We start from the raw sequence: 26,006 nt of genomic DNA, 5'->3' as shown, positions 1-26,006 counted from the left end.
ACTATAGCCCCAGCGATTGAGGTTTCAAGATTGACGGATGGGTAATGTCTACGGCCGCCCGTGCTGCCGGCATGTGCCGTGAGGGGACCGGGTCGCACGGGAAACGCGGACGGGGACACAGCAGCCCCCGACGGCGTAGGAGGAACCCAGGAGGAACCCATGGGTACGGAGTCCGAGGCGATGGGCGACGACGTCCACCGGCCCGCCGGAACGAACGGGGAACAGCAGGACACCGCCCCGCCCGACCTCCAGGACGCCGTCGGCGAACGCACCTACGACGACACCCTCGACGAGGGCTGCTCCCCGCCGGACAAGCCGCTCGGCGTGAACAGGCACGGCACCACCGCGGCCGAACAGCACGGCGGCGAAAGCCTCGACCAGGCCGCCGCGGGCGCCGGGGAGGCCGCCGTCCACATCGTCGGGGAGTGAACGCCGACGCGCCCCTCAGTCGCCGATGCGGTCCAACTGCCGTAGCCGGTTGGTGGCGTCGAGGGCGGCGACCTTGTACGACTCCGCCAGCGTCGGGTAGTTGAAGACCGCGTCGACCAGATAGTCGACGGTCCCGCCACAGCCCATCACCGACTGCCCGATATGGATCAGCTCGGTCGCTCCGGTGCCGAAGCAGTGCACCCCGAGCAGCTTCCGGTCCCCGGGCGAGACCAGCAGCTTCAGCATGCCGTGGGCGTCGCCGATGATCTGCCCGCGGGCCAGTTCGCGGTAGCGGGCTATGCCCACCTCGAACGGCACGCTCTCCTCGGTGAGCTGGTCCTCCGTCCGCCCCACGAAGCTGATCTCGGGGATCGTGTAGATGCCGATCGGCTGCAGGTGGTGCATCTGCCCGACGGGCTCGCCGCACGCGTGGTAGGCGGCTGCCCGGCCCTGTTCCATCGCCGTCGCCGCGAGCGCCGGGAAGCCGATGACGTCGCCGACGGCGTAGATGTGCGGGACGGGGGTGCGGTAGTGCTCGTCGACCTCGATCCGGCCGCGCCGGTCCGCCGCCAACCCGGCCTTGTCCAGGTCCAGATCATCGGTCAGGCCCTGCCGGCCCGCCGAGTACATCACCGCGTCCGCGGGGATCTTCTTGCCGCTCTCCAGCACGGTCAGCGTGCCCCGCGCGTGCCGTTCCACGGCGGCGACCGTCTCCCCGAAGCGGAAGGTCACCGCCAGGTCCCGCAGGTGGTACTTGAGCGACTCGATGACCTCGACGTCGCACATGTCGAGCATCCCGGCCCGCTTCTCCACCACCGTGACCCTGCTGCCGAGCGCGGCGAACATGGACGCGTACTCCATGCCGATCACACCGGCGCCGACGATCACCATGGACTGCGGAACCCGCTCGATCGTCAGGACGTTGTCGGAGTCGAGGATGGTCCGCCCGTCGAACTCCACACTGTCCGGCCGGGCCGGCCGCGTCCCGGTGGCGATCACGATGTTCTCGGCGCTGATCAGCCGTTCCTGCCCGGTGATCTCGCGCAGCGCGACGGTGTGCGGGTCGACGAACCGGCCGGTGCCGGCGAACAGGGCGACGTGGTTGCGGGACAGCTGACTGCGGATGACATCGATCTCCCGCCCGACCACGTGCTCGGTACGGGCGGTCAGATCGGCGACGGTGATGTTCTCCTTGAGGCGGTAGCTCTGTCCGTACAGGTCCCGTTGGGTGAGGCCGGTGAGATAGAGCACCGCCTCGCGCAGGGTCTTGGAGGGAATGGTGCCGGTGTGGAGGGAGACCCCGCCGACCATGTCCGGGCGGTCGACGACGGCGACCCGCCGGCCCAGTTTGGCCGCGGCGATGGCGGCCTTCTGGCCGCCGGGACCTGATCCGAGGACGAGCATGTCGAAGTCGGGCATCCTCCGGAGTCTGGCAGCCGGAGGGCCCGTCGCGAAAGGGTGAGCCCCGATTGCCCCGATTGCCGCGAACGGCTAGGGCAGCAGCTTCTCGATGGCGCTGGGTCCCTCCTCGGCGAGCTTGCGCCGCGCCCACTCGAGATTGCGCGGGGTGATGTCCCGGCCGGTGGCGAGGACCATGTCCTCCGGCGACACCTCTGTGCCGGTACGGGTGTGGAGCAGGTTGTCCGGGGTGGCGCGGTCCGGGGAGGGCTGGGCGGCGCCGGGTTCTGACGTCGGCATGATGTCTGCTCCTCGCGTCCGAAGGGAGGCTTCGGCCCGGTGCGGTCATCGGGTCCACTAACACCATTCATCCTGGAGCCGCACCCTGCAATCCGATCAGCTCCGGTCCGAGATGCCGGGAAGATCGCTCGGGCGTCTAATGGGCTCCATGGCACCCTCCACCGCCGGGAACCCGCATCGCGGGGGACTGCGCAGGCTCGGCGCCTGGTGCGCCCGTCACTTCCTGATCGTCATCATCGCGTGGCTCGTCGCCGTCGTCGCCCTCCAGGTGGTCAGCCGCTCCGTCGGCGGGACCTACGAGGACAACTTCCAGCTGCCGGGCGTGCAGTCCACGGACGGCCTGGACGTGCTCAAGGAGCACGATCCGCAGGCCGGCGGCTACAGCAGCCAGATCGTCCTGCACGACGACCAGGCCGTGAGCACGCTGAGTTCGCAGCTGTCCACGACCGTCGGCGACCTCCAGAAGCTTCCCCATGTGCTCACGGCGGTGAACCCGCTCTCCGTGACGTCGTCGAAGGTCGGCCCGGTGTCGAGCGACGGCAAGACCGCGTATGTCACCGTCCGCTTCGACGTGCAGCCCTCCACCCTCGGCGACGACTATCTGGACGGCGTCGACAAGGCCGTCCAGCCGCTGCGGGCGGCCGGCGCCGACGTCGAGTACGGCGGTTCGCTCGGTGAGCTCGCCCGGCCCGCCGCGAACGACCGGATCAGCGAGGTGATCGGCTTCGCGGTCGCCATCGTCGTCCTGCTCGTCGGCTTCGGCAGCGTCATCGCGGCCGGACTTCCCCTGGTCACCGCCCTGATCAGCGTGGTCGGCGGACTCGCCTGCCTCGGGCTGCTGGCCGCCGCCTTCACCTTCGCCACCGTCTCGCCGACCCTCGCCACCATGATCGGACTGGGCGTCGGCATCGACTACGCCCTCTTCCTGACCACCCGGCACCGGCAGAACCTGATGGACGGAGCCGATCCCGCCGAGGCCGCCGGACACGCCAACGCCACCAGCGGCCGCGCCGTGCTCGTCTCCGGCACCACCGTGATCATCGCGCTCTTCGGTCTGTACGCGTCCGGGGTGTCCTTCATCGGCAAACTCGGACTCGCCGCCGCCATCACGGTCGTCTCCGCCGTCATCGGCGCCCTCACCCTCGTGCCGGCCCTCCTCGGGCTCATCGGCAGACACATCGACCGCTACCACGTGCGCAAGCCGGTCGCCGAGACCGACGCCGAGCCGGGCGCCACCCCGCACGGCACCTGGCACCGCTACGCCAAGCGCGTCGAGCGCCGGCCCTGGCAGTACCTGGGCGCCGGTGTCGCCGTCATCGCGGTTCTCGCGATCCCGGTCTTCTCCATCCAGCTCGGCCACATCGGCGACGGCGCCGACCCGACCTCCTTCACCGACCGGCGGGCCTACGACCTGATGACCGACGCCTTCGGGCCCGGCTCCAACGGACCCCTCACCGTCGTCATCGACCAGACGTCCGTCCCGTCCGACAAGCGCTCCGACCTCTCCGCCCAGGCGCAGAAGACGCTGAGCGCGGTGTCCGGCGCCGCCACGGTCACCCCGCTGACCCCCACCAGCGACGGCGACGTCCTCCTCGCGACCGTCTACTCCCAGCAGGCCCCGCAGGACGCGAGCACCACCGAGCTGACGAACCGGCTCGTCGACGACACCCTCCCCGACGCGGTCTCCGGCTACGACGCCAAGGGCTACGTCACCGGCACCACGGCCGCCCAGGTCGACTTCCGGGACATCGTCGCCAGCCGGCTGCCCCTGATCATCGGCGTGGTCGTCCTCCTCGCCTTCCTGATCATCCTCGCCGTGTTCCGCGGCCTCCTCGTCGCGGTCAAGGCCGCCGTCCTCAACGTCCTGTCGATCACCGCCTCGTACGGCGTCGTCGTCGCCGTCTTCCAGTGGGGCTGGGGCGGGCCCGCGCTGGGCGTCCACGGCGACGTGCCCATCGAGAGCTATGTGCCGATGATGATGTTCGCGATCATCTTCGGCCTCAGCATGGACTACGAGATCTTCCTGCTGTCCCGGGTGCACGAGGCCTGGCTGCGCACCGGCGACGCCAAGGACTCCGTCGCCCACGCCCTGGAGATCACCGCCCGGGTCATCACCTGCGCGGCCCTGATCATGGTGAGCGTGTTCGCGGCGTTCATCATCAGCGACAACATCGTGGTCAAGATGCTGGGCCTCGGCCTCGCCGTCAGCGTGCTGATCGACGCCACCGTGGTGCGGCTGCTCATGGTGCCCGCCGTCATGACCCTGCTGGGCGCGCGCGCCTGGTGGACCCCGCACTGGCTGGACCGGATCCTGCCGCACATCGACGCCGAGGGCGACGCGGAGAACCTCAGCGGTCCGCCCGATCCACCGGCTCGACAACGAGCATCGTGACGTCGTCGCGGACGGCGGGGCAGTGGCGCCGGACGTCCGTCCACACCCGTTCGGCCGCCGTCGCCGGGTCGGCGCCGGCGGCGAGGGCGGGCAGCCGGTCGAGCAGGGGATAGAAGACTCCGTCGGCGTCCCTGGCCTCCGAGACGCCGTCGGAGGCCAGGAAGAGGCGGTCGCCGGGGCGCAGCGGCAGGACGTGCGCGGTGAGCGGGGCGCCCTCTGGGAGACCGAGCCCCAGGGGCGTCCACGGGACGACGTCCAGCTCCGTGGCCGTGCCCCCGCGCAGCAGCACCGGCGGCGGATGCCCGCAGACGACCACGCGCACGGCGTCCGCGTCCGGCGTGAACTCCATGAGGACCGCCGTCGCGAACAGCTCGGCGTGCCTGACCCGCGCCGAGTCCACCGTCAGCCGCCGGTCCAGGCGGGCGGCGACCCGCGCCAGGTCCGGCTGGTCGAGCACCGCCTCCCGGAACGCCCCCAGGAGCGAGGCCACCGTCGCCACCGCCGCCAGCCCGTGTCCCTGCACGTCGCCCAGCACCGCCCGCACCCCGTGCTCGCTCGTCCGGACGTCGAAGAAGTCACCGCCGACCAGCGTCCCGCGCTGCGCCGCCCGGTACAGACCCGCGCAGCGCAGCGGACCCACCCGGTCGGGGACCGGCGGCACCACGGCGTTCTGCGCGGCCTCGGCGATCGTGCGCTCGGTGTCCAGCTGGGCGTCCCGGCGACGGCGGACGAACGCCACGAACACGCTCAGCAGCGCGACGAAGGACACCGTCAGCACATCGGTCTGGCCCGGCTGGTCGAGCTGGAAAGCGGGCAGGTTGAGCATCACGACCACGGCCGCGCCGAGCAGCGCGGTCGCCGCCGGACCGTACGACAGCACCGCCAGCGGCGGGATCGCGCCCAGCATGAACCCGATGTCCAGCGGCTCGGGGCTGACCAGGGTCGCGACACAGACGCCCGCGACCAGCACCAGCGGCAGCGCCCGCACCCAGCGCGGCGGCGGCGCGCCCCGCAGCCAGCCCCGCCGCTCCCCGTCCAGTCGTCCCACACCACCACGCTCCACCGTGGCCGGGGCGGGCGCACGCCGAAAAACCGGTGGACGCGATCAAGGAGGGCCGCCTACCGTGTGACCGCACGCCCGGACACCCACGGAAGGAGGCGAGCGCCATGCGATCCGCATTCATCCCGCGCTCCCGCTCCGTGACCCCGGCGTGCCGCGTCTGACTCTCGTCCGACGCCCCGGGAGCGCACCACGCCTTACGCGACCCGGAGGAATCCGTGACCGATCTGGTCATCCGCGCTCTCGACGAGAGCGACGTCCATCTGTTCGACACCCTGCCCGACCCGCTGCGCGCCGCCGACGCCTACGGCAGGATCACCTACCGGCCCGACTGGAAGCGCGTCGCCCTGCGGGACGGCCGGGTCGTCGCCCGCGCCGTCTGGTGGGGCGGGCCCGAGGACACCGAACCGCTCGTGGTGGAGTGGTTCGACTTCGCCGACGGCGAGGAGGAGGCCGCCGCCGAACTCCTGCGCACCGCCCCCTGGCAGGTCGGCCTGGAACTGGTCATGCCAGGCGGCTGGCGCGAGGATCCCGCCATGCGGGCCGCCTCCGAGGCCCGCCACGCCGTCGCCCGCGCGGCCGGCCACACCCCGCTGGTGGAACGCTTCGTCTACCGCTGGACCCCGGAGTGCGGGCTGCCGGAGCGTCCCGGCCGGCTGCGCTTCGCCCCCGAACCGGACGACGCGGTGTTCTTCGACGCCCTGCGCCGCATCCACTCCGACACCCTCGACGCCCACGCCCGCAAGGCCATCAAGGAGGGCGGCCTCGACCAGGCCGCCCAGGAGGAGATCGACTTCTTCCGCTGGTGCCCGTCACCGCGCGAGTGGTGGCAGGTCGCCCGCACCCCTGAGGGCGAACCGGTCGGCATCCACATCCCGGCCCACAACCCCTCGGGGCCCTGCGTCGGCTTCATCGGCGTGCTCCCGGACCACCGGGGTCACGGATACGCGTACGACCTGCTCGCCGAGTGCACCCACTATCTCGCCGAGCGGGGCGCCGAGTTCATCGCCGGCGCCACCGACCAGGGGAACTTCCCCATGGCGGCGCACTTCACGAAGGCCGGCTACCCGATCGTGCGGGAGCGGGTGAACTTCGAGATCGGCTGACAGCCGACCGAGCCCCTGGGACGGGGCTCGGCGGGACTCGGCAGGGACTCGGCGGGTCCCGCCGAGTCCCTGCCGGTGCCTGCCGGTGCCTGCCGGTGCCTGCCGGTGCCGGTAGGACCTGGCGGGTTCCAGGGGCTCCGAGGGGGCGGTGCGTCAGTGTGCTCCGGCCGTCAGCAGGGCCTCGGCGTCGGCCAGGATCTCCGTGACACGCAGTCCGAACGCGGCGTCGCAGGCGTGGGGGCGGCCGTCACGGGCCGACGCGAGCAGCTCGTCCGCGGCCCGGGTGAGGGCGTCGGCCGCGTCGCCGCCACCCTGGGGCAGCCTGGTCACCCCGGCCGTGCCGCGCAGCTCCACGCCCGCGCCCGTCGCCGCGGGCGGCGCCGTCAGACTGAGCGTCAGGGTGCTCGAGGCGCCGTCCACATGGTCCAGGACCACATGGACGGTGTCCCGGGGACCCCGGGCCGCGGCCGTCACCCGGCGGACGTCGCCGAGGACCGGCAGCAGCACGGACAGCGCGTGCGGACCCACGTCCCACAGCGCGCCCTTCTCACCGCGCCAGGGCGTGGCGAAGGGGTGGTCGCCCGTCCCGTGGAACACGTCGCCCAGCCACTGGGCGTGCCCGGTGAACCATCCCCCGGCCTCCGCCTGTTCGGCGATCCAGGCACCGGCCTCGGGCCCGAACCGGGTGGTGAAGAAGACGACCGAGGCGACCCCGGCCTCCCGCGCGGCCCGGACCACGCCCCGTGCTCCCGCCACCGTCGCGGCGACGGGCTTGTCGAGCAGGAGATGACAACCGGCCCCGGCGGCCCGCACCGCGAGCCGCGCCTGGACGTCCGGCGGCAGTGCGACGGCCACCGCGTCCACATCCGTGAGCAGGGCGTCCACGTCGTCGTAGGCCCGTGTCCCGTGCCGGTCGGCGAGTTCCTTCGCCGCCTCCGGGCGCCGGCCCCAGACGCCGACGAAGTCGAGCGCGTCGTGCGCCTCCAGAACGGGGGCGTGGACCATCTGTGCCCAGGGGCCGGTGCCGAGCAGACCGATGCGCATACCGCTGACTCTCCCTGATGCCGACCGACGTGAGGGGTGACGTCCTCGCCGGGACGCCGACTCCGGACGCGAGCCTCGCACACCACCGTCGTCCGGGACACCCCGGGCGGCAGCCCCGGGCCGTCAGGCCGCCCGGACCTCCGCAGAGCGGGGGTCGTCCGCCACCGCGGCGGCGGAGGCGCCCCGGACCAGACGGAGATGCCGCCGGTGCCCGGCATGACGCCGCTTGGCCCGGACCGGCGCGAGGAGGCGGTCCTCGACCCGGTCCAGGACCGCCAGCAGCACGGACAGCAGCGGCAGCAGCAGTACGGCGACCCAGAGCACGGTTCTCTCCTCGGCAGGCGACGGGGTGCCGGGTGCTCCGGATCGGGCCGCTGATGCCTGCCGGGCGCGGATCAGGGCCGGGGCGGTGCGGCGAAACCCGTCAGCAGGGCGTCCGCCTGGGCCAGTCCGCTTTCCGCGGAGATCTCCCCGACGGTCTGCGCGGACCGGATCGTGGCGAACGCGACCCGACCGTCCTCGAGCCGGTAGCCGTACACGGCGGGCCTCGGCAGGCTGTTGTACGACCAGTGCGCCGAGAAGTAGTACCCGCCCGTGTCGTGCAGCACCACCAGGTCCCCCTCGCAGAGGGCGGGCAGCGGCCGGTCGTGCGCCACGACGTCCCCGGCGAAGCAGAGCGGCCCGGCGACGTCCTGCCGCACGAGGGGCGTCCGCTTGGGCGTGCCGTCCGGGCCGTACGCGGACACCCGCAGCGGCCAGGCCTCCGGCATGAAGACGGTGCGGGTGGCGACCTGCCCGCCGGCGTGGGTGAGCGCGACCCGGCGGCCACCGGCGTCCTTGACGTACTCGACGAGGGCCGCCGTGAAGCCGTTCTTCGCGATCAGGGAGCGGCCGAACTCGGTGACCACCTGGTAGCGGCCGTCCAGCAGCGCCGGCTCGGCGGCGGTCAGCTCGGCCACGTACTCCGCGTAGGTGGGCGTGACCGTGTCGTCGGCGAAGTTCACCGGCAGTCCGCCGCCCAGGTCGAGGCTGGTCACCTGGCGGCGGCCGACGTACGCGTCGATCTCCTCGGCGAGCCGGTGCGTCCGGGCGAGGCCCTCCGCGATCAGCGGCAGCGGGCAGCCCTGCGAGCCCACGTGCGCGTGCAGCCGGGTCAGCCACGGCCGCCGTGCGAAGGCCTCGACGACGCGGGTGCGGGCCCCCGGGTCACCCAGGGCCACTCCGAACTTGGAGTGCGCGGTCGCCGTGCTCATCGCACCGATCGACCCGCCCCCGACCTGCGGATTGACCCGCACCCCGAGCACCGACGCGCAGTCCTCGGGGCGCAGGGCGTCGATCCGGTCCAGTTCGTCGAGGTTGTCCGCGTTGAGCGCGACGCCCAGGGCGAGGGCTTCCCGGATCTCCCGGCGGGTCTTCGCCGGCGAGTCCAGCACGATGCGCGTCGGGGCGAACCCCGCGTCCAGCGCGAGGCGCAGCTCGCCGGGGCTCGCCACCTCGCAGCCCATGCCGGCGTCGGCGAGCAGCCGCAGGACGGGCACCAGCGGACAGGCCTTGGCGGCGAAGGTGTGCAGGACGTCCGGCACCCGCGCGAACGCCTCGTGCAGGGCGGCGACGCTGTCGCGCACACCCCGCTCGTCGACGAACCCGGCCAGCGGCCGGTCCTCGCCGAGCAGCCCATCCTCGACGGCCTGCCGTACGGCGAGGGCGACGGGAGAGTCGTCGTCCGGCTGATCGCCGCTTCGATCGGTCTGCCGGCCGGTCCGCTGGTCGGTGCGCCGGCCGGTCCGCTGGTTCTCGGTGGGGAGCAGCACGTGCTCGTCTCCTTCGGGCGAGGAAGGCTGTCACGCGGTCGGGTGACACTTCCAGACTCCTCCCGTGCCGGGCGCACGTCTTCGGGGACAGGCCAAAGACACGCGGAACCCTTGTGCGCGCGGACGAACCCCACGCACAGCAGCCGGGTGCCGTGCTCGTCGAGGTCCACGCCGTACCGCTCCCGGACCCGGCCCAGCCGCCTGCCGCACGGGGCCCGTCTCCCGGTTCCCCGGTGCAAAGCCACGAGACCGGGGCCCACGAACCGGGGCTTACGAGACGGGGCCACGAGACCGGTGACATCGCCGATCCCCGCGCACCGGCCCCGCCCCGACAGTGGCACCCCCAGCCCAGCGGCGGCGCCCCTCGCGGCCCGCCCGACCGAGAGGACGACTCCTCGTGCAGCATCACGTGCGCACCGGTGCGGCCCATCGCGCCTCCACCGGCTCCCCCCACCGCAGGTCCGGACAGCTCGCCCGGCTCGCGACGGCGGTCGCCGCCGTCGTCGGCCTCACCACGCTCAGCGGCCCCGGCGCGCAGGCGGCGGACAACCCCTACGAGCGGGGCCCGGCACCCACCACCGCCGGCATCGAGGCACTGCGCGGCCCGTACGCGGTCTCCCAGACCACCGTCTCCTCGCTCGCCGTCACCGGCTTCGGCGGCGGCACGATCTACTACCCGACCAGCACCGGCGACGGCACCTTCGGCGCGATCGCCGTCTCACCCGGCTACACCGGCACCCAGTCCTCCATCGCCTGGCTGGGCCCGCGGCTGGCGTCCCAGGGCTTCGTCGTCTTCACCATCGACACCCTCACCACGCTGGACCAGCCCGACTCCCGCGGCCGTCAGCTGCTCGCGGCCCTGGACCACCTCACGCAGGTCAGCTCCGTCCGGACCCGCGTCGACAGTGGGCGGCTCGGCGTCATGGGCCACTCCATGGGCGGCGGGGGCAGCCTGGAGGCCGCCAAGGCGCGGCCCTCGCTCCAGGCCGCGATCCCGCTCACCCCGTGGAACCTCGACAAGTCCTGGCCCGAGGTCAGCACCCCCACGCTGATCGTCGGCGCCGACGGCGACACGGTCGCCCCCGTCGCGAGCCACGCCGAGCCGTTCTACACCAGCCTGCCGTCCTCCCTGGACCGCGCCTATCTGGAGCTGAACAACGCCACGCACTTCACCCCGAACTCGGCGAACACGACGATCGCGAAGTACGGCATCTCGTGGCTCAAGCGCTTCATCGACAACGACACGCGCTACGAGCAGTTCCTGTGCCCGCTGCCGCAGCCGAGCACGACGATCGACGAGTACCGGGGCAACTGCCCGCACACGTCCTGAGACACCGTGAGGAGAACGGGCCGCTGTCGCTGTCCCCGCTGCCGCTGCCGTCGCCGCGCCGGCGCCTGTGCCCGTGCACGCGGCGCGGCGGCGGCCGTTGGGACCCGGCACAAGGTGTGCCACGCCCGTCGCACGCGAACCCACTGGTGACAGGCCCCGAACGGCCCGTGCCGCCCTTCTCGTCGCCCCGGTCGGACGGCTTCCACCGCCCGTTACCCGTACGTAACGTCACAGGAATGACCGGACAGACGACCGTCGGCGGCGGTGTGCGGGTGGTGACCGGTGAACCCGGTTGCGGCCGCACGGCGTTCCTGGCCCGCGCCGCCCGCTCGTGCCCGGCCGCGTCCGTGGTCGGTGTTCGGGCCGACCGGGCGGCGTCGGCCGTACCCCTCGGAGGCCTGCGCGCGCTGCTCGGCGCCCTCGGCGACCTTGGCGCCCTCGGCGCACCGGTGGGCCCGTGGTCCGTCGCCGGCCCGCCCTGCGCGGTGCTTCTCGACGCCTTACGGGCCGCCTCCGCCGGTACGCCGCTGCTGGTGTGCGTCGACGACGCGCATCTGTGGGACGCCCCCACCAGGGCCGCGGTGGGCCGTGCCGCCGAGCGGCTGCGCGGGAACGGCCGGGTGAGCGTGCTGCTGAGCGTGTCCGGACACCGCCCCATCGACCGGGAGTTCACCGCGCTGCCGGTGGTCCGCGTCGACCCGCTCTCCCCGACGGAGGCGGCCGCGCTCCTGGACGAGGCGACGGACGGGGCCCTCGACCGGGCGGTGCGCGACGACCTGGTGGACGCCGCCGAGGGCAGTCCGGCCCTGCTGCTGGCCATGGTCCGGCGGCTCTCGCCCGCCCAGATCCGCGGTCGTCGGAGGCTGCCCGGTCCGCCGGTCGACGCCGAGCTCCTGACCGGCCTGGCCGGCGGCTTCCTGACCGGGTTCACATCCGCCCAGGAGGACCTGCTGCTGACGGTCGCGGCGGCCGTACGGGACGCGGACGACACGCAGGACACCCGGATCGGCCTGGCACTCGCGCGGCGGGGAGCGGAGCATCTGCGGGGGACCACTGCAGGCGTGGCGCCCGCACCGCCCTCCGATCCGCTGCCCGAGGTGCTCGTCCTGGCCGACGGCGAGGTCGGGTTCCACAGCGATCTGCTGCGCCGCGCGGTGTACGCGGGGGCGCGGCCCGAGCGGCGCCGTGCCGCGCACCGCGCGCTGGCCCGGGTGCTGGAGGACGCGGGAGCCGCCGGTCTGCACGCCCTGCTGCACCGGGCACGGTCCACCGCCGCGCCTCTGCGCGGGACGGCGACCGAACTGGCCGCGGCTGCCGACGACCCGGCGCATCCCCGCAGCCTGCGGTGCGCGGCGTACACCCGTGCCGCCGGACTGGCCGAGGACGGCACGCGGCGCGCGCAGTGGTACACGGCCGCGGCCGAACAGGCCCTGCTCGACGGACGTACGCACCGGGCTCTGCGGCTGCTCGACAGGGCCCGGGACAGCGCGGCGCCCGCGGCGCTGCGCGGCCGCGTCGAGCTGGTGCGCGGCACCACGGTCCTGTACGACGGCCCGGTCGACGAGGCCCGCGCGTCCCTGCTGCTGGCGGCCCGTCTGCTGGCCGGGTCGTCCCCACGGCAGGCGCAGTCGGCCCTTCTGTCCGCGGTGGACGCCGCCTGGGCAGCGGGCGACGCCCAGGGATGCCGCCACCTGCTGACCACCGAAGACGACCCCCCGCCCCCCGACGCACACCCCGACCCCCCACCGCCGTCCGGGGACCAAGCGACGGACCGGCCGGGACTTGCTGGGCACGCCCCGCGTCGCCTGCCCCGGCCGGGGTCGCCGGGCGACGCTCCTGGCCGCCGGCCCCTGCTGGGTGGCGGGGACGACCGCCTGGATCCGGACGCGCGATCCGACACCTGGCCGGCCCGGGGCGTTCCGGCGATCCGGCCCGGGTTGTCTGGCGACGCCCCTGGCCGCCGGCCCCTGCTGGGCGGCGGGGGCGGTACCCCGGATCCGGACGCGTGTCCTGACATCACGCCGCCCGGAGGCCAGGCGGCGGACCCGCCGGGGTCTCCGGGCGACAACCCGGGCAGCCGGCACCGGCCGTGCGGCAGGGCGGATGCCGTGGACGGCGTGGACGGCGTGGACGCCGTGGACGGCGAGGACCGCGTGGACGCCGGCGCGCGGGTCGGCATCCGGCCGGCCCGGGACCTTCCGGCGGGCCATGCCGGGAGCCATGCCGGGGGTCAGGGCGGGTCGGCGCTCGGGCGGGGGGCGGTGAGGGCGGGCAGCGGGGCCGTGTCGTGTGGCTATCGCACCGGCCTCCGGGCCCTGCTCGAAGGGCAGTTCGCGCAGGCGGCGGGGCCTCTGCGGCGGCTGGTGGCGGACGCGGAGGCGGTGGGTGGCGCGGGCGGCGGGGCGAGCGTGGCTGCCGTCGACGAGCCGGACACGGCGCTGCGCGCGGCTGCCGCCGCCCTGCTGCTGGGCGACCTGGCGGCCGCCCGCCGTGCCGGGGCGCGGGCCCTGGCCGCCGCCCGCACCCCCGGGACCGCCGCGGCCCTCGCCCGGGCCCGGGAGTACCTCGCCTACGCCGAACTGCGCGCCGGACGGCACGTGCTGGCCAGGACCCACGCGGAGGAGGGACTGCGGGCCGCGCACCGGACCGGGCAGCGCAACACCGCCGCCCACCACCACGCGGTACTCGCCCTCGCCGCGTCGATCGAGGGCGCCCCCGAGGAGGTCGCCGCCCACGCGGATGCCGCGCTGGCCACCGCCCTGCGGCACGGCCTCGTCCAGGCCGCGACGCTGGCGGAGTGGGCGACTGCCCGCGCCGACCTCGCCCGCGGGCGCCCCCGGGAGGCCGCGGACCGGCTCGGGCCACTGGTGCGTCCGGGGCCGCGCAGGGGGCACTTCGCGGTGTGGATGCTCGCCGTGCCCTGCTTCGTGGAGGCCGCCGCCTCGACCGGGAGGGCCGACGACGGTGTCACCGAGGTCGTGGAGGAGTTCGCCCGGTGGGCCGGATTCGGCGCCGACCCCCAGGCTCCCGCCCAACTGACGCGCTGCCGTGCGCTGCTGGCCCCGGCGGACCGGCCCGACGCCCTGTACCGTCGCGCGCTCGACCTGCACGACGCGGCCGGCGGCGGCGACTTCGAACGCGCCCGCACCGAGCTGCTGCACGGCAAGTGGCTGCGCAGGCGCCGCCGGCTGAGCGAGGCGCGCGATCGTCTCGGCGCGGCCCTGGTCGGGTTCGAACGCTGCGGCGCGCGGGCCTGGGCGGACCAGGCCCGCGCCGAACTGCGGGCCGGCGGTGTGGCGCCGGGCGGCGGAATGCGGGCGGCGGGGCTGGGCGGACTGACTCCGCAGCAGCTGCGGATCGCCCGGTGCGTGGCCGAGGGCGCCACCAACCGGGAGGTGGCGCTGACCCTCTCGGTCAGCACCCGGACCGTCGACTACCACCTGCGGAAGGTCTTCGCGGCGCTGGGGGTTCGCTCCCGCGTCGAACTGGTGCGCATGGTCGAGAAGGCCGGACAGGAGGGTTGATCGGACCGAAAACAATGGTGCACACCCCTAGGGACCGACCGGACGGTATGCCATCCTTCGTGGCAGGACGAGTCGGACGGCCGACCACTGCCCCGGGGGAGGACCGCGATGCATCAGGCCCTACGGTCACGGACCGTGTTCCGTCCCGCGGCCGGCGCACCGGCCGCGCCCGGACCCCGGCCGCATCCGCAGCCCGTCCGGTCGCTGATCGACGCGGACGCCCTGCGGGTCCTGCACCGCGCCGCCCGGGTGCTCCTGGCGGACCTGCCCGACCTCACCGACCGGCTGGTGGCCGCGCTCCAGGACCAGGAGCCCGCCTACCGCGCGGCCGTGACGAGCGATCCCGCCGCCACCTGGCAGGAGGTGCACCGCTCGCTGCGGCACAGCGTGTCCTCGCTGATCGACCCGCGCGGCAGCCGGGACGCGGCCCGCCGGTGCTCCTGGAAGATCGGTGCGACCCGAGCGGAACAGGGCCTTCCGCTGGACGCCCTGCTGCACGCGTTCCGGCTGGGCGGCTCCCTGGTGTGGCAGGGCCTCATCGAGGAGACCTGCCGCACAGCCCCCGAGGACGTGCGGCTGCTCGTGCACATCGCCGCCGACGTGTGGAACTTCGTCGACGAGCACTGCACCCTCGTCGCGGACGCCTACCGGCAGGTCGAACGACAGCTCGCCTGGCGGCGCGAGAACCGGCTGCGGGTGCTGGCCGGCGCCCTGCTCGACGGCGCCAGCCGGATCGCGGACCTGCCCGAGACCGCCCAGGCGCTGGACCTCCCCGAAGAGGGCCGGTACGTCGTCGTGGCGGTGACGGCCGGCTGTCCTTCCGACGGCGCCGGGGCGCGGGCCGCCCACGGCCGGGGCAGGCGCGTGTACTGGCACACCGGGGTCGAGGTGGACTACGGCATCGTCCTGCTGGGCGAAGGCGAGAGCGGGAGCGAGGGCGAGAGCGGGAGCGAGGCCGTGGGTGCGGGCGTGGGCCGGGGCGGGAGTCAGGGCGCAGGCCTGCGGCAGTACCCACCGGCCGTCGTCCCACCGGCCGTCGTCTCCTCGACTGCCGTCCCGTCGGCCGTCGTCCCGTCGGTCTCCGGCAGCGCACGGACCGGGGTCAGCACGGCGGTGTCGGGACTGGCCGCGGTCGGGGACGCCCGCCGCCTGGCGGACATCGCGCTGGACATGTGCCCGCGGACCGGCGGCACGATCCGGCTGACCGAGCATCTCCCGGCCGCACTGGTGGTCTCCACCCCCGACCTGGGTACGGCGCTGGTCGAGCGGGTGCTCGGACCGCTGGGCGGTCTGGAACCCGCGGACGAGGCCGTGCTGCTCGACACCCTGGCCACCTGGCTCGCCTGCGACGGCTCCGCCCAGCGGGCGGGGGAGCGGCTGTACTGCCACCGCAACACGGTCCTCAACCGGCTGCGCCGCTACGAGCAGCTGACGGGCCGTTCCCTGGCCCGGCCGACCGATCTGGTGGAGATCAGCCTCGCCCTGACGGCGCGGGGACTGCGTACCCGCTGAGCGTCCACCGGCGGTGTTATGGCACGGGATATACCCGATGACCCGAATTACCGATCGGTCTTTCATGCGGCACCTGTGAATGTCGTCCGCCTTGTGAGATGGACCTACATGTATGCCGCACGGTTGTGCGAGGATTATTTTCAGTCACCGTCAGCGGACCGGCTTCTTCACACTTCTGACACAAATTTCACGCTTTCACTAGGTGAGTTATAGTCACGGTCCAAGCATCAACTATTTGGGGGGCGCTCGGACCAGGTGGGGGCTTGGTCCGGACGGCGTGTGCCTGGCATCGTCTGCGCACCCCCGCAGCAGTCTCGTGGGGGATGGGTAAGTGGAACATTGGCTGGATGACGCCCAACCTGAAGGGTCGGACGATCCATCCGGGCCCGACGGCACCGTGTTCGCCGGGCGCCGAGCCGGCATTCAGGCGAGAGCGGTACGGACCGGGAGCTTCTGGGAGGCCGCGGAGGAACCCGGTTCCGCGCGCGCCGAGGCGTCGGCCCCGCCGTCCGGCGGCACCGCGGTGTACCCGGCCTTCACGGACACCGGTGCGGCCGAGCCCCTCCACGACGCGGACGAACTGACGGTGCAGCTCGCGGGCGTCGACCCGGCGGCCGCCGCGGGCGCCTCCGGAAGCCGGCTCGAGTCCCAGGACGGCGCCGGCACGCCCGTCTTCGTCGACGAGTCGGGCCGTCGCAGCCGCCGGTTGCGCCTGCTCGGTGTGGCCGTCGGCGTCGCCTGCGCCGTGTACGCCCTCGTCATCGTCGTCACCCTGGTCTCCGGAAACTCCAGCGCGCCCTGGCTGCCCCTGCCGGGACTGGGCGGCGACACGCCCGCCGCGAAGGTCGAGCCCTCGTCCGTGCCCTCCGCCTCGGCGAGCCCCTCGGGCTCGGACAGCGCCGTGCCGAACGCCGGCTCGACGGATTCCGCGGCGTCGGTGTCGGCCACGGGCGGCGGCGCCACCGACGCGCCCGGCGCCACCGCGAGCCCCGGTCTGCCGGCGGCGTCCGCGCTGCCCGAGGCGTCCACCGGGACGACGCCCGTGAACCCCACCGCCACGGCGGTCGCGCCCAGTCCCGCCGCGTCGGAGTCCGCCGTGGCCTCGCCCGAGGCGAGTCAGCCCGACAGCGGCGCAAGCGCCTCGCCGAGCGCCGTCGACGACACCGGCGGGACGGGTGAGGTCGTCGGCGAGGCGAACTCGGCGTCGGTCGGCTGACCCCTCTTCGCCGCAGCCCCGCTCACTTCCTTCCGGTCCCTACCGGTCCTTGCCGGTCCCTTTCTGGAGCACACCTTCCGATGGCATTCCCCGCCCGCCGTCGCAGAGCCGCAGCCGCGGCCCGTGACAGCGCCGCCCGCCGCCGCCGCGTACCGATGCGCCTGATGCTGCCCAGCCTCGTCCTGGTCGCCATGATGGCGATGCTGATGGTGCGTGGTTACGTCCACAGCGAGATCCTCGCCGACCACCGCATCCAGCCCGAGGCGGCCGTCGACAAGGTGCCCGACGAGATCCTGGACGGCGGCCCGGTCATCGACAGCCGCGGCGGCCGCAGCACCAGCCGTGAGGTGCCCGACCACCGGCTGGTCCTGACCTTCGACGACGGTCCCGACCCGGTCTGGACCCCGAGGGTCCTGGACGTCCTCAAGAAGCACCACGCGCACGCCGTCTTCTTCGTCACCGGCACCATGGCCTCCCGCTACCCGGACCTGGTCCAGCGCATGGTCGACGAAGGCCACGAGGTCGGCCTGCACACCTTCAACCACCCCGACCTGTCCTTCCAGTCGAAGAAACGTATCTCCTGGGAGTTGTCCCAGAACCAGCTCGCACTGGCCGGCGCTGCGGGCATCCGCACCTCGCTGTTCCGTCCGCCGTACTCGTCCTTCGCCGACGCGATGGACAACAAGTCCTGGCCGGTCACCGAGTACATCGGCTCGCTCGGCTACCTGACCGTCGTCAACAACACCGACAGCGAGGACTGGAAGAAGCCCGGCGTCGAGGAGATCATCAGGCGCGCCACGCCCAAGGGCGGCAAGGGCGCGATCGTCCTGATGCACGACTCCGGCGGCGACCGCCACCAGACGGTCCAGGCGCTGGACCGGTTCCTGCCCGACCTGCAGTCCCGGGGCTACGAGTTCGAGAACCTCACCGACGCCCTCGGCGCGCCCAGCGCGCACACCCCGGTCACCGGCCTCGACCTGTGGAAGGGCAAGGCGTGGATCTTCCTCGTCGGGGCCGCCGAGAACGTCACCGGAGTGCTGATGGTCGGCCTCGCGGTGATCGGCGTCCTGGTCATCAGCCGGTTCGGGCTCATGCTGCTGCTGTCCGCCCTGCACGCCCGCAGGGTGCGCCGGCCCGGATTCGGCTGGGGCCCCGCGATCACCGAACCGGTGTCGGTGCTGGTTCCGGCGTACAACGAGGCCAAGTGCATCGAGAACACCGTCCGCTCGCTGATGGCGAGTGAGCACCCCATCGAGGTGCTCGTCATCGACGACGGCTCCTCCGACGGCACCGCGCGGATCGTGGAGGACATGGGGCTGCCGAACGTCCGGGTCGTCCGCCAGCTCAACGCCGGCAAGCCCGCGGCCCTCAACCGGGGCATCGCCAACGCCCGGTACGACCTGATCGTGATGATGGACGGCGACACCGTCTTCGAGCCGTCCACCGTCCGTGAACTGGTGCAGCCCTTCGGCGACCCGAAGGTCGGCGCCGTGGCCGGCAACGCCAAGGTCGGCAACCGGGACTCGCTGATCGGCGCCTGGCAGCACATCGAGTACGTGATGGGCTTCAACCTCGACCGCCGGATGTACGACGTCCTGGGCTGCATGCCCACCATCCCCGGCGCGGTCGGCGCCTTCCGCCGCTCGGCCCTGGAGCGGGTCGGCGGCATGAGCGACGACACGCTCGCCGAGGACACCGACATCACCATGGCCATGCACCGCGACAACTGGAAAGTGGTGTACGCGGAGAAGGCCCGTGCCTGGACCGAGGCCCCGGAGACCGTGCAGCAGCTGTGGTCCCAGCGCTACCGCTGGTCGTACGGCACCATGCAGGCGATCTGGAAGCACCGCCGGGCGGTCTTCGAGCGCGGCCCGTCCGGCCGGTTCGGCCGCGTGGGTCTGCCGTTCGTCTCGCTGTTCATGGTCCTGGCCCCGCTGCTGGCCCCGCTCATCGACGTCTTCCTCCTCTACGGAGTGGTCTTCGGCCCCACCCAGAAGACGATCGTGGCCTGGCTGGGCGTCCTCGCCGTCCAGGCGGTCTGCGCGGCCTACGCCTTCCGGCTCGACCGCGAACGCATGACCCACCTGATCTCGCTGCCCCTCCAGCAGATCCTCTACCGCCAGCTCATGTACGTCGTGCTCCTCCAGTCCTGGATCACCGCCCTCACCGGCGGCCGGCTGCGCTGGCAGAAGCTGCGCCGCACCGGCGCCGTCGAGGCGCCGGGCGGTCCGGTGCCGCGCGAGCGCACCGGCGGCACCAACGACCGGAGGCCTGTCGCATGACCCAGGGTTACCCGACCGGGACGAACGCGGGCGCCGAGCGGACGCCGGCCTTCGGCGTCCCGCGGCAGCGGACCGGGCCGGCCGTCCCGGATCCGTCCGCCACGGCCGCGGGCCATGCCGCCGCGAAGAAGCCGGGACGCGACCGCTACCTCGACCTGCTGCGCACGATCGCCCTGGTCCGCGTGGTCGTCTACCACCTGTTCGGCTGGGCCTGGCTCACCGTGGTCTTCCCGTCCATGGGCGTGATGTTCGCCCTGGCGGGCTCGCTGATGGCACGCTCGCTGAAGCGCCCGCCCCTGGGCGTGATCCGGGACCGCGTGCGGCGACTGCTGCCGCCGCTGTGGCTCTTCGGCGCGGTCGTCCTGACGCTGATGTTCGCGGGCGGCTGGAATGTGCTGGACGACCCCGACCACGGGGGCACTCTCGGCGTCGTCGAACTGCTCAACTACGTCGTCCCGCTCGGCGCGCCTCCGTTCCCCTGGGACATCGGTTCCAAGTCCGGCCTGCTGGAGAACACCTGGGCCATCCAGGCGGCGGGCGTGCTCTGGTACCTGCGGGCCTACCTGTGGTTCGTGCTCGCCTCGCCGCTGCTGCTGTGGGCGTTCCGCAGAGCGCCCTGGCCCACGCTGTTCGCGCCGCTGGCGCTGACGGCGGTGGTGGGCACCGGCCTGGTCTCCATACCCGGCGAGACGGGCAACGCGGTCAGCGACTTCGCCGTCTACGGCAGCTGCTGGGTGCTGGGCTTCGCCCACCAGGAAGGCGTGCTCGCACGCATACCCCGCTACGCGGCCGTCTCCTGCTCCGTACTCGTCATGGCCTTCGGCCTGTGGTGGGCCTCGGGGCACCTGGGACCGGACGGCTGGGACCTCAACGACATCCCGCTGGCCCAGGCGGCCTGGTCCTTCGGGTTCGTGGTGATCCTGCTCCAGTACTCGCCCTCGTGGCAGGAACTCCCGCGCGGGCTGGCCCGCTGGGACAGGCTGATCACGCTGTCCAACAACCGGGCCGTCACGATCTACCTGTGGCACAACCTGCTGATCATGGCCACCGTCCCGATCATCGACCTGCTGTACGGACTCCCCTTCATGGAGTCCGGCAGCGCCACGGACTTCCTCGACTCCACGTACATGCTCTGGATGTTCGTGCTGGTCTGGCCCCTCATCGCAGTGATGATCCTGGCGACCGGCTGGATCGAGGACATCGCGGCGAAGAGGAAGCCACGCCTGTGGCCCGACGGCCGCAGGAGCAAGGCGCGACGCGCCAAGTAGGAACCACGCACCGATGAGCAGGGTGCCGCCGCAGCACGCGGCGGCACCCTGCTCGCTCCCGGCCTCCGCGCCGGCGGCACCTCGGCCCTCCTGCGTCACTCTCCACCCCCAGGGCACTCCCGCCCCACCTCGTACGGGCACCCGCGGCCCGTCCCCCTGGGCACCCGCACAACCCCGCCGACCTCCCGTTGGGGTGGCGCAGCGACCCCGCGTCCGCGCCTGTACCGCCCCTCCTCCGTCGTGCTGTCGTGAGCTCCCCATCCCCCGAAACTCCGTGCCCGCCGGCACGGATCCGAGGAGCCGCGATGCCCGCAGTACCCCCGCAGGAGCGGCCCGCGCTGCACGTCGAGGGTCTCGACGTGACGTACGGGCGGGCCTTGTCAGCCCTGCGCTCCGTGTCCCTGACCGTCCCGCACGGCGCGGTCGTGGCGCTGCTGGGCGCCAACGGCGCCGGCAAGTCCACGCTGCTGCGGGCGGTGTCGGGCACCCTGCGCCTGCACCGCGGCACCGTCACGGCCGGCCTCATCCGCTACGCGGACACGGTCCTGGACGGCCGTGACCCGGTGGCGGCGGTACGGGCCGGCGTCGTCCAGGTCCCCGAGGGCCGCCGGGTCTTCGCGGGTCTGACCGTGGAGGAGAACCTGCGCACCGGTGGCCTCGGCCTCGGCCGGCGGGCGCCCGAACAGGTCCGGGAGGCCCGCGACCGTGTGTACACGCTGTTCCCCGTGCTCGCCGAACGCGGCCGGCAGGCGGCCGGTCTGCTGTCCGGGGGAGAACAGCAGATGCTCGCCATCGGCCGGGCGCTGATGGCCGCACCACGGCTGCTCCTGCTCGACGAGCCCTCCCTCGGCCTGGCCCCGCGCATGGTGTTCCGGATCGCCGAGGTGATCCGCGAGATCAACGCCCAGGGCACGGCCGTCCTGCTGGTCGAACAGAACGCGGGCATGGCGCTGTCCCTCGCCGACCACGCGTACGTCCTGGAAGTGGGCGAGGTCCGGCTGTCCGGTCCGGCCGACGACCTCGCGCGCACGGACGCGGTACGGCGCCTCTACCTCGGTGACGACGCCGGCGACCAGGGGGCCGCGTGAGCCTGCGCCCCACCACCGGTACCGCCCCGGGCCGGCTCGCGGCAGCACCCCCGGAACTGCGGGTCCGGGACGTGACCGTGCGGTTCGCCGGCCTGACCGCCCTGGACGCGGTCTCGTTCACCGTCGCCCCGGGTTCCGTGCACGCCCTGATCGGCCCCAACGGCGCCGGGAAGTCCACCTGCTTCAACGTCCTGTCGGGCCTGTACCGCCCGTCGTCCGGGCAGGTCCGGCTCGGCGACGCGTCACTCACCGGACTCGCGCCCCACCGGATCGCCGCCCTCGGGGTGGCCCGCACCTTCCAGAACATCGTCACCACCGAGGGCACCGTCGCCGACAACCTCATGCTCGGCCGGCACGTCCTCTCCCGCGCGGGCTTCGCCGCGACCGCCCTGCGTCTGCCCCGAGCGGTGCGCGAACAGCGCGCCCACCTCGCGCGGGCCCGGGAGATCGCCGAACTCACCGGGCTGGCCGCCCGCTTCGAGACGCCCGTCGCCCTGCTGTCGTACGGCGACCGCAAACGCGTGGAACTCGCCCGGGCCCTCTGTCTCGAACCGCGCGTCCTGCTGCTCGACGAGCCCGTGGCCGGCATGAACGGCGCCGAGCGCGCCCGGACGGCCGAGGTGATCGACACCGTCCGCGCCGAACTCGGCCTGTCCGTGCTGCTGGTGGAGCACGACATGGGCCTCGTGATGCGGCTCGCCGACGAGGTCACGGTGCTCGACTTCGGCCGGTGCATCGCCCACGGCACCCCCGACGAGGTCCGCCGCCATCCCGAAGTACTGCGGGCCTACCTCGGCACCCCGGGCGAGGACACCCCGGGCGAGGACGACCCAGGGGAGGACAACCCGGCGGAGCACACCGCTCCCGCACAGGACGCCACCGACACCACCCCCGCACAGGGCACCGCCCTCGAAGAGGAAACCCACTCCGAAGGGGACCCCGTATGACCGCCCTCCTCGACAGCATCCTCACCGGGCTCGCGCTCGGCTCGGTCTACGCCCTGGTCGCGCTCGGCTTCGTCGTGATCTTCAAGGCGTCGGGGGTGCTCAACTTCGCCCACGGATCGCTGCTGCTGTTCGGCGGCTACCTCGTCGCCGTCCTCCACGACGACCTCGGTTTCGCCGGCGCCCTCGCGGTGGCCGTGCTGGCGACCGCGGCGCTCGCCGGAGCCCTGGACCGGCTGCTGCTGCAACGCGGCGACCCCGACCCGCAGGCCGCCCATGTGCAGACCATCGTCACCATCGGCGTGGACATCGTGCTGCTCACCGACCTCTCCCGGCGCATCGGCGGCGACCTGCTGACCCTCGGCGACCCGTGGGGCGACTCGGTGACCCGCCTCGGCTCGGTGACCGTCGCCGACAGCCGGCTCGCCGCGATCGCCGTCTCCGCGCTCGCCATCGGCGCCGTCTTCGCCCTGTTCCGCTTCACGTCCTGGGGTCTGGCCCTGCGGGCCGCCGCGGAGGACACGGAGGCCGCCGCCCTGATGGGCGTACGGCTGAGCCGGGTGCGCATGCTCGCCTGGTGCCTGGCCGGCGCCCTGGCCGCGCTGGCCGCCGTGTTCCTCGCCGCGTTCCCCGCCCCCGGGCTGGAACGGACCACCGGCCAGATCGCCCTCAAGGCCTTTCCGGCGGCGATCCTCGGCGGCCTGACCTCCCCGCCCGGCGCCCTGGCCGGCAGCCTGCTGATCGGCCTGACCGAGGCCCTGGCCGCCGGCTACCAGACCGAACTGCACGTGCTGGGCGAGGGGTTCGGCGACGTCGCCCCCTACGCCGTGATGGTGGCCGTCCTGCTGGTACGGCCCACCGGACTGTTCGGCGCGAAGGGAGCGGCTCGTGTCTGAACGCATCCCCAAGGGCGCCGTCGTGCTCCTGGCCGCCCTCCTGCTGTGCGCGCCGCCCTTCTACCTGGACGCCTTCTGGCTGCGCATCGGCCTGTTCTCGATGGCCGCCGCCATCGGCGCCGTCGGCCTCGGCCTGCTCACCGGCACCGCCGGCCAGCTCTCCCTGGGGCACGCCTTCTTCCTCGCGGTGGGCGCCTACGGCTACACCTGGCTGGCCGGCGAACCCGGCCCCGGACTGCCGACCGCGCTCGCCGCGCTCCTGGCCGTGCTGCTCGCCGGGGCGGCGGGCGGACTGTTCAGTCCCGTCGCCGGGCGGGTGCGCGGCATCTACCTGGGCGTCGCCACGCTCGCCCTGGTCTTCCTGGGCCACCATGTGCTGCTCACCGCCGACTCCGTCACCGGCGGGTTCAACGGCCGCTCCGTGCCGCCGCTGAGCATCGGCGGGTTCTCCTTCACCGACGACGACCCGGGACTCGTCCTCCTCGGCGTGCCGTTCGGCGCCGAGGAACGCCTGTGGTTCCTCGGCCTCGCCCTGCTGGCCGGCACCTGGTGGACCGCGCGCGGTCTGCTGCGCGGACGCCCGGGGCGCGCCCTCGCGGCCCTGCGCGACAGCGAGACGGCGGCCGCGGTGATGGGCGTCGACATCGCCCGCCACCGCTCGGCGGCCTTCGTCGTGTCGTCGATGTACGCGGGCCTGGCGGGGGTGCTGCTCGCGCTGGCCTTCCGCCGGGTCGTCCCCGACTACTTCGGCCTGGCCCTCTCGGTCGACTACCTGGCGATGATCGTGATCGGCGGTCTCGGCTCGGTGGCCGGGGCAGCCGCGGGCGCCGTCTTCGTCACCGCCCTGCCCCTGCTGATGACCCGTTACGCCGACCAGCTGCCGCTGGTGACCGCCCCCGGCACCACCGACGGCGGGGTGGGCCCGACCGAGGCGGCCCGCTACCTCTACGGCGCGGCGATCGTCCTGGTCCTGCTGTACGCCCCCGACGGACTGCGCGGTGTCACCCGCCGCGTCCGCACCCGACTGCGCCCCGCCTCCCCGGCCCCGGCGCCCGCCACCCGTCCACCAGCCTCCGCCGTCCGAACCAAGGAGCCCACCCCGTGAACCGCACGCACCACGGACACCGTGTCCCCGGAACCCTCCTCGCCGCCGCGCTCGCGGCCCTGCTCGTCGCGGCCACCGGCTGCAGCTCCAAGGCGGACGGCGACAGCGGCTCCGAGAGCGCCGACGGCGTCAAGTCCGGCCCCGGAGTGACCGCGAAGACCATCAGACTCGGCGCCCTCACCGACCTGACCGGCCCCTACGCCACCCTCGGCAAGAGCATCGTGCAGGCCCAGCAGATGTGGGCCGACGAGACCAACGCGGGCGGCGGCATCTGCGACCGCAAGGTCGAGATCGTCGTCAAGGACCACGGCTACGACGTCCAGAAGGCGGTCACCGCCTACGCCGACCTCGCCCCGGACGTGGTCGCGCTGCCGCAGGTCATCGGATCCCCGGTCGTCGCCGCCCTCCTCGACGACATCGAGAGCGACCATCTGCTCACCTTCCCGCAGGCCTGGGCGGCCTCCCTGCTGGGCAAGGACTCCGTCCAGGTCATGGGCACCACCTACGACGTCGACATGCTCGCGGCCGTCGACTTCCTCACCCGCACCAAGGGACTCGCCAAGGGCGACAGCATCGGCCATGTGTACTTCGAGGGCGACTACGGCGCCAACGCCCTGGAGGGCTCGACCTGGGCGGCCGAGCAGGCCGGGCTGAAGATCGTCCCGCAGAAGATCAAGGCGACGGACACGGATCTGACGGCTCAGGTGTCGGCGTTGGGCAAGGCGGGTGTGAAGGCCGTCCTGATCAGTGCCGGCCCGGCCCAGACGGCCTCCCTGGTCGGGGTCGCCGCCTCCCGCGGACTGAAGGTGCCCGTCGTCAGCAGCGCGCCCGGCTTCGCGCCGCAGCTGTTGAAGACGCCCGCGGCACCGGCCCTGCTGGGCCTGCTGAACGTGGTCAGCGCGGCGCCCGCCGTCAGCTCGGACCTGCCCGGTGTCCAGAAGATGGTGACCGCGTACGGGAAGAAGTACCCGGCCTCCCCGGTGGACTCCGGGGTGCTCTCCGGATACAACGCCGCCCAACTCCTGGGCGCCGACCTGAAGAAGGCCTGCGCGGCCGGCAGCCTTGCCCGGGAGGACGTGGTGAAGGCGCACCGCGGGCAGAAGAGCGTCGACACCGGACTCGGCTCCCCGCAGGACTTCTCCGACGTGTCCCGGCCCGCCGCCCTGTCGACCTATGTGCTCAAGCCGGACGCGAAGGCGGTCGGCGGCCTGGTGGGCGTGGAGGAGGCGCACCGGGCGCCGGGCGTGACGGAGTACCTGGCGAGCCGCTCCTGACCCGCACCCCGGTGATTCAGCGGCCGA

General features: G+C 73.5%; 19 protein-coding genes and 1 pseudogene. 14 read left to right on the top strand and 6 right to left on the bottom strand.

Going from position 1 to position 26,006, the window contains the following annotated elements; all coding sequences use genetic code 11:
• Nucleotides 1-159: 159 nt before the first annotated feature.
• A pseudogene (locus ABT070_RS08140) lies at nucleotides 160-390 on the top strand (DUF5709 domain-containing protein); the annotation flags it as partial.
• 54 nt (nucleotides 391-444) lie between these two features.
• Here ABT070_RS08140 and sthA read toward each other — a convergent pair.
• Nucleotides 445-1,848 (bottom strand): Si-specific NAD(P)(+) transhydrogenase, encoded by a 1,404-nt coding sequence (gene sthA / locus ABT070_RS08135; protein WP_351756370.1) that lies wholly within the window; start codon nucleotides 1,846-1,848, stop codon nucleotides 445-447.
• Nucleotides 1,849-1,920: 72 nt separating this feature from the next.
• The gene (locus ABT070_RS08130; RefSeq protein WP_351756367.1) at nucleotides 1,921-2,127 is read right to left on the bottom strand and encodes a hypothetical protein; all 207 of its coding nucleotides are present in this window, start codon (nucleotides 2,125-2,127) and stop codon (nucleotides 1,921-1,923) included.
• Between the two features lie 139 nt (nucleotides 2,128-2,266).
• Between ABT070_RS08130 and ABT070_RS08125 the strand changes: the two genes are divergently transcribed.
• Nucleotides 2,267-4,519 (top strand): MMPL family transporter, encoded by a 2,253-nt coding sequence (locus tag ABT070_RS08125; RefSeq protein WP_351756364.1) that lies wholly within the window; start codon nucleotides 2,267-2,269, stop codon nucleotides 4,517-4,519.
• Here the strand turns inward: ABT070_RS08125 and ABT070_RS08120 are convergent.
• A complete protein-coding gene (locus tag ABT070_RS08120; protein WP_351756361.1) occupies nucleotides 4,476-5,567 on the bottom strand; it encodes a PP2C family protein-serine/threonine phosphatase in 1,092 nt (363 codons plus the stop codon). The two genes, ABT070_RS08125 and ABT070_RS08120, sit on opposite strands and share 44 nt — an antisense overlap.
• 230 nt (nucleotides 5,568-5,797) lie before the next feature.
• Between ABT070_RS08120 and ABT070_RS08115 the strand changes: the two genes are divergently transcribed.
• Nucleotides 5,798-6,685: a GNAT family N-acetyltransferase gene (locus ABT070_RS08115; protein ID WP_351756358.1), complete on the top strand. Its 888-nt coding sequence runs from the start codon at nucleotides 5,798-5,800 to the stop codon at nucleotides 6,683-6,685.
• Nucleotides 6,686-6,838: 153 nt separating this feature from the next.
• Here the strand turns inward: ABT070_RS08115 and ABT070_RS08110 are convergent, their stop codons facing one another.
• The 3 genes from ABT070_RS08110 to ABT070_RS08100 all read right to left on the bottom strand — a co-directional run bounded on the left by ABT070_RS08110 (nucleotide 6,839) and on the right by ABT070_RS08100 (nucleotide 9,540).
• Nucleotides 6,839-7,729: a Gfo/Idh/MocA family protein gene (locus tag ABT070_RS08110; protein ID WP_351756355.1), complete on the bottom strand. Its 891-nt coding sequence runs from the start codon at nucleotides 7,727-7,729 to the stop codon at nucleotides 6,839-6,841.
• Nucleotides 7,730-7,852: 123 nt separating this feature from the next.
• Complete coding sequence (locus ABT070_RS08105; protein WP_351756352.1) at nucleotides 7,853-8,053, bottom strand: hypothetical protein; 201 nt, start codon at nucleotides 8,051-8,053, stop codon at nucleotides 7,853-7,855.
• 71 nt (nucleotides 8,054-8,124) lie between these two features.
• Nucleotides 8,125-9,540, bottom strand: a complete 1,416-nt coding sequence (locus ABT070_RS08100) for a type III PLP-dependent enzyme domain-containing protein (RefSeq protein ID WP_351756349.1) — start codon at nucleotides 9,538-9,540, stop codon at nucleotides 8,125-8,127.
• Between the two features lie 409 nt (nucleotides 9,541-9,949).
• On the opposite strand from ABT070_RS08100, the gene bdeA reads away from it, so the two are divergent.
• The 11 genes from bdeA (at nucleotide 9,950) to ABT070_RS08045 (ending at nucleotide 25,979) form a co-directional block, all read left to right on the top strand.
• Complete coding sequence (gene bdeA / locus ABT070_RS08095; RefSeq protein ID WP_351757331.1) at nucleotides 9,950-10,870, top strand: bis(hydroxyethyl) terephthalate hydrolase; 921 nt, start codon at nucleotides 9,950-9,952, stop codon at nucleotides 10,868-10,870.
• Between the two features lie 236 nt (nucleotides 10,871-11,106).
• The gene (locus ABT070_RS08090; protein ID WP_351756346.1) at nucleotides 11,107-14,394 is read left to right on the top strand and encodes a helix-turn-helix transcriptional regulator; all 3,288 of its coding nucleotides are present in this window, start codon (nucleotides 11,107-11,109) and stop codon (nucleotides 14,392-14,394) included.
• Between the two features lie 108 nt (nucleotides 14,395-14,502).
• Nucleotides 14,503-15,906 carry an RsbRD N-terminal domain-containing protein gene (locus tag ABT070_RS08085; protein WP_351756343.1) on the top strand — a complete coding sequence of 468 codons (1,404 nt, stop codon included), beginning with the start codon at nucleotides 14,503-14,505 and terminating at the stop codon, nucleotides 15,904-15,906.
• Nucleotides 15,907-16,237: 331 nt separating this feature from the next.
• A complete protein-coding gene (locus ABT070_RS08080) occupies nucleotides 16,238-17,122 on the top strand; it encodes a hypothetical protein (protein WP_351756341.1) in 885 nt (294 codons plus the stop codon).
• A gap of 80 nt (nucleotides 17,123-17,202) precedes the next feature.
• Nucleotides 17,203-19,404, top strand: a complete 2,202-nt coding sequence (locus tag ABT070_RS08075; protein ID WP_351756338.1) for a bifunctional polysaccharide deacetylase/glycosyltransferase family 2 protein — start codon at nucleotides 17,203-17,205, stop codon at nucleotides 19,402-19,404.
• Complete coding sequence (locus ABT070_RS08070) at nucleotides 19,401-20,672, top strand: acyltransferase family protein (protein WP_351756336.1); 1,272 nt, start codon at nucleotides 19,401-19,403, stop codon at nucleotides 20,670-20,672. Before ABT070_RS08075 ends, ABT070_RS08070 begins: the two co-directional genes overlap by 4 nt.
• Nucleotides 20,673-20,977: 305 nt before the next feature.
• A complete protein-coding gene (locus tag ABT070_RS08065; RefSeq protein ID WP_351756333.1) occupies nucleotides 20,978-21,760 on the top strand; it encodes an ABC transporter ATP-binding protein in 783 nt (260 codons plus the stop codon).
• A complete protein-coding gene (locus tag ABT070_RS08060) occupies nucleotides 21,757-22,707 on the top strand; it encodes an ABC transporter ATP-binding protein (RefSeq protein ID WP_351756330.1) in 951 nt (316 codons plus the stop codon). Before ABT070_RS08065 ends, ABT070_RS08060 begins: the two co-directional genes overlap by 4 nt.
• On the top strand, nucleotides 22,704-23,600 hold the full coding sequence (locus ABT070_RS08055; protein ID WP_351756328.1) for a branched-chain amino acid ABC transporter permease: 897 nt from the start codon (nucleotides 22,704-22,706) through the stop codon (nucleotides 23,598-23,600). The genes ABT070_RS08060 and ABT070_RS08055 overlap by 4 nt, the downstream gene beginning before the upstream one ends.
• On the top strand, nucleotides 23,593-24,705 hold the full coding sequence (locus tag ABT070_RS08050) for a branched-chain amino acid ABC transporter permease (protein ID WP_351756325.1): 1,113 nt from the start codon (nucleotides 23,593-23,595) through the stop codon (nucleotides 24,703-24,705). The genes ABT070_RS08055 and ABT070_RS08050 overlap by 8 nt, the downstream gene beginning before the upstream one ends.
• Nucleotides 24,702-25,979, top strand: coding sequence for an ABC transporter substrate-binding protein (locus ABT070_RS08045; RefSeq protein ID WP_351756323.1), 1,278 nt, complete (start codon nucleotides 24,702-24,704; stop codon nucleotides 25,977-25,979). The genes ABT070_RS08050 and ABT070_RS08045 overlap by 4 nt, the downstream gene beginning before the upstream one ends.
• The last annotated feature ends 27 nt before the right edge of the window (nucleotides 25,980-26,006 follow it).

It is taken from the genome of Streptomyces sp. NPDC002884 (assembly GCF_040295245.1).
GTDB lineage: Bacteria > Actinomycetota > Actinomycetes > Streptomycetales > Streptomycetaceae > Streptomyces.
The sequence above is the reverse complement of the archived record's forward strand: the minus strand, read 5'-3'. Positions and strand labels throughout refer to the sequence as shown.

What these genes read in the sequence shown, in the direction of transcription:
- sthA (WP_351756370.1), bottom strand. Translation starts at nt 1,848, where the DNA reads ATGCCCGACTTCGACATGCTCGTCCTCGGATCAGGTCCCGGCGGCCAG.
- ABT070_RS08130 (WP_351756367.1), bottom strand. Translation starts at nt 2,127, where the DNA reads ATGCCGACGTCAGAACCCGGCGCCGCCCAGCCCTCCCCGGACCGCGCC.
- ABT070_RS08125 (WP_351756364.1), top strand. Translation starts at nt 2,267, where the DNA reads ATGGGCTCCATGGCACCCTCCACCGCCGGGAACCCGCATCGCGGGGGA.
- ABT070_RS08110 (WP_351756355.1), bottom strand. Translation starts at nt 7,729, where the DNA reads ATGCGCATCGGTCTGCTCGGCACCGGCCCCTGGGCACAGATGGTCCAC.
- ABT070_RS08090 (WP_351756346.1), top strand. Translation starts at nt 11,107, where the DNA reads ATGACCGGACAGACGACCGTCGGCGGCGGTGTGCGGGTGGTGACCGGT.
- ABT070_RS08085 (WP_351756343.1), top strand. Translation starts at nt 14,503, where the DNA reads ATGCATCAGGCCCTACGGTCACGGACCGTGTTCCGTCCCGCGGCCGGC.
- ABT070_RS08075 (WP_351756338.1), top strand. Translation starts at nt 17,203, where the DNA reads ATGGCATTCCCCGCCCGCCGTCGCAGAGCCGCAGCCGCGGCCCGTGAC.
- ABT070_RS08070 (WP_351756336.1), top strand. Translation starts at nt 19,401, where the DNA reads ATGACCCAGGGTTACCCGACCGGGACGAACGCGGGCGCCGAGCGGACG.
- ABT070_RS08065 (WP_351756333.1), top strand. Translation starts at nt 20,978, where the DNA reads ATGCCCGCAGTACCCCCGCAGGAGCGGCCCGCGCTGCACGTCGAGGGT.
- ABT070_RS08055 (WP_351756328.1), top strand. Translation starts at nt 22,704, where the DNA reads ATGACCGCCCTCCTCGACAGCATCCTCACCGGGCTCGCGCTCGGCTCG.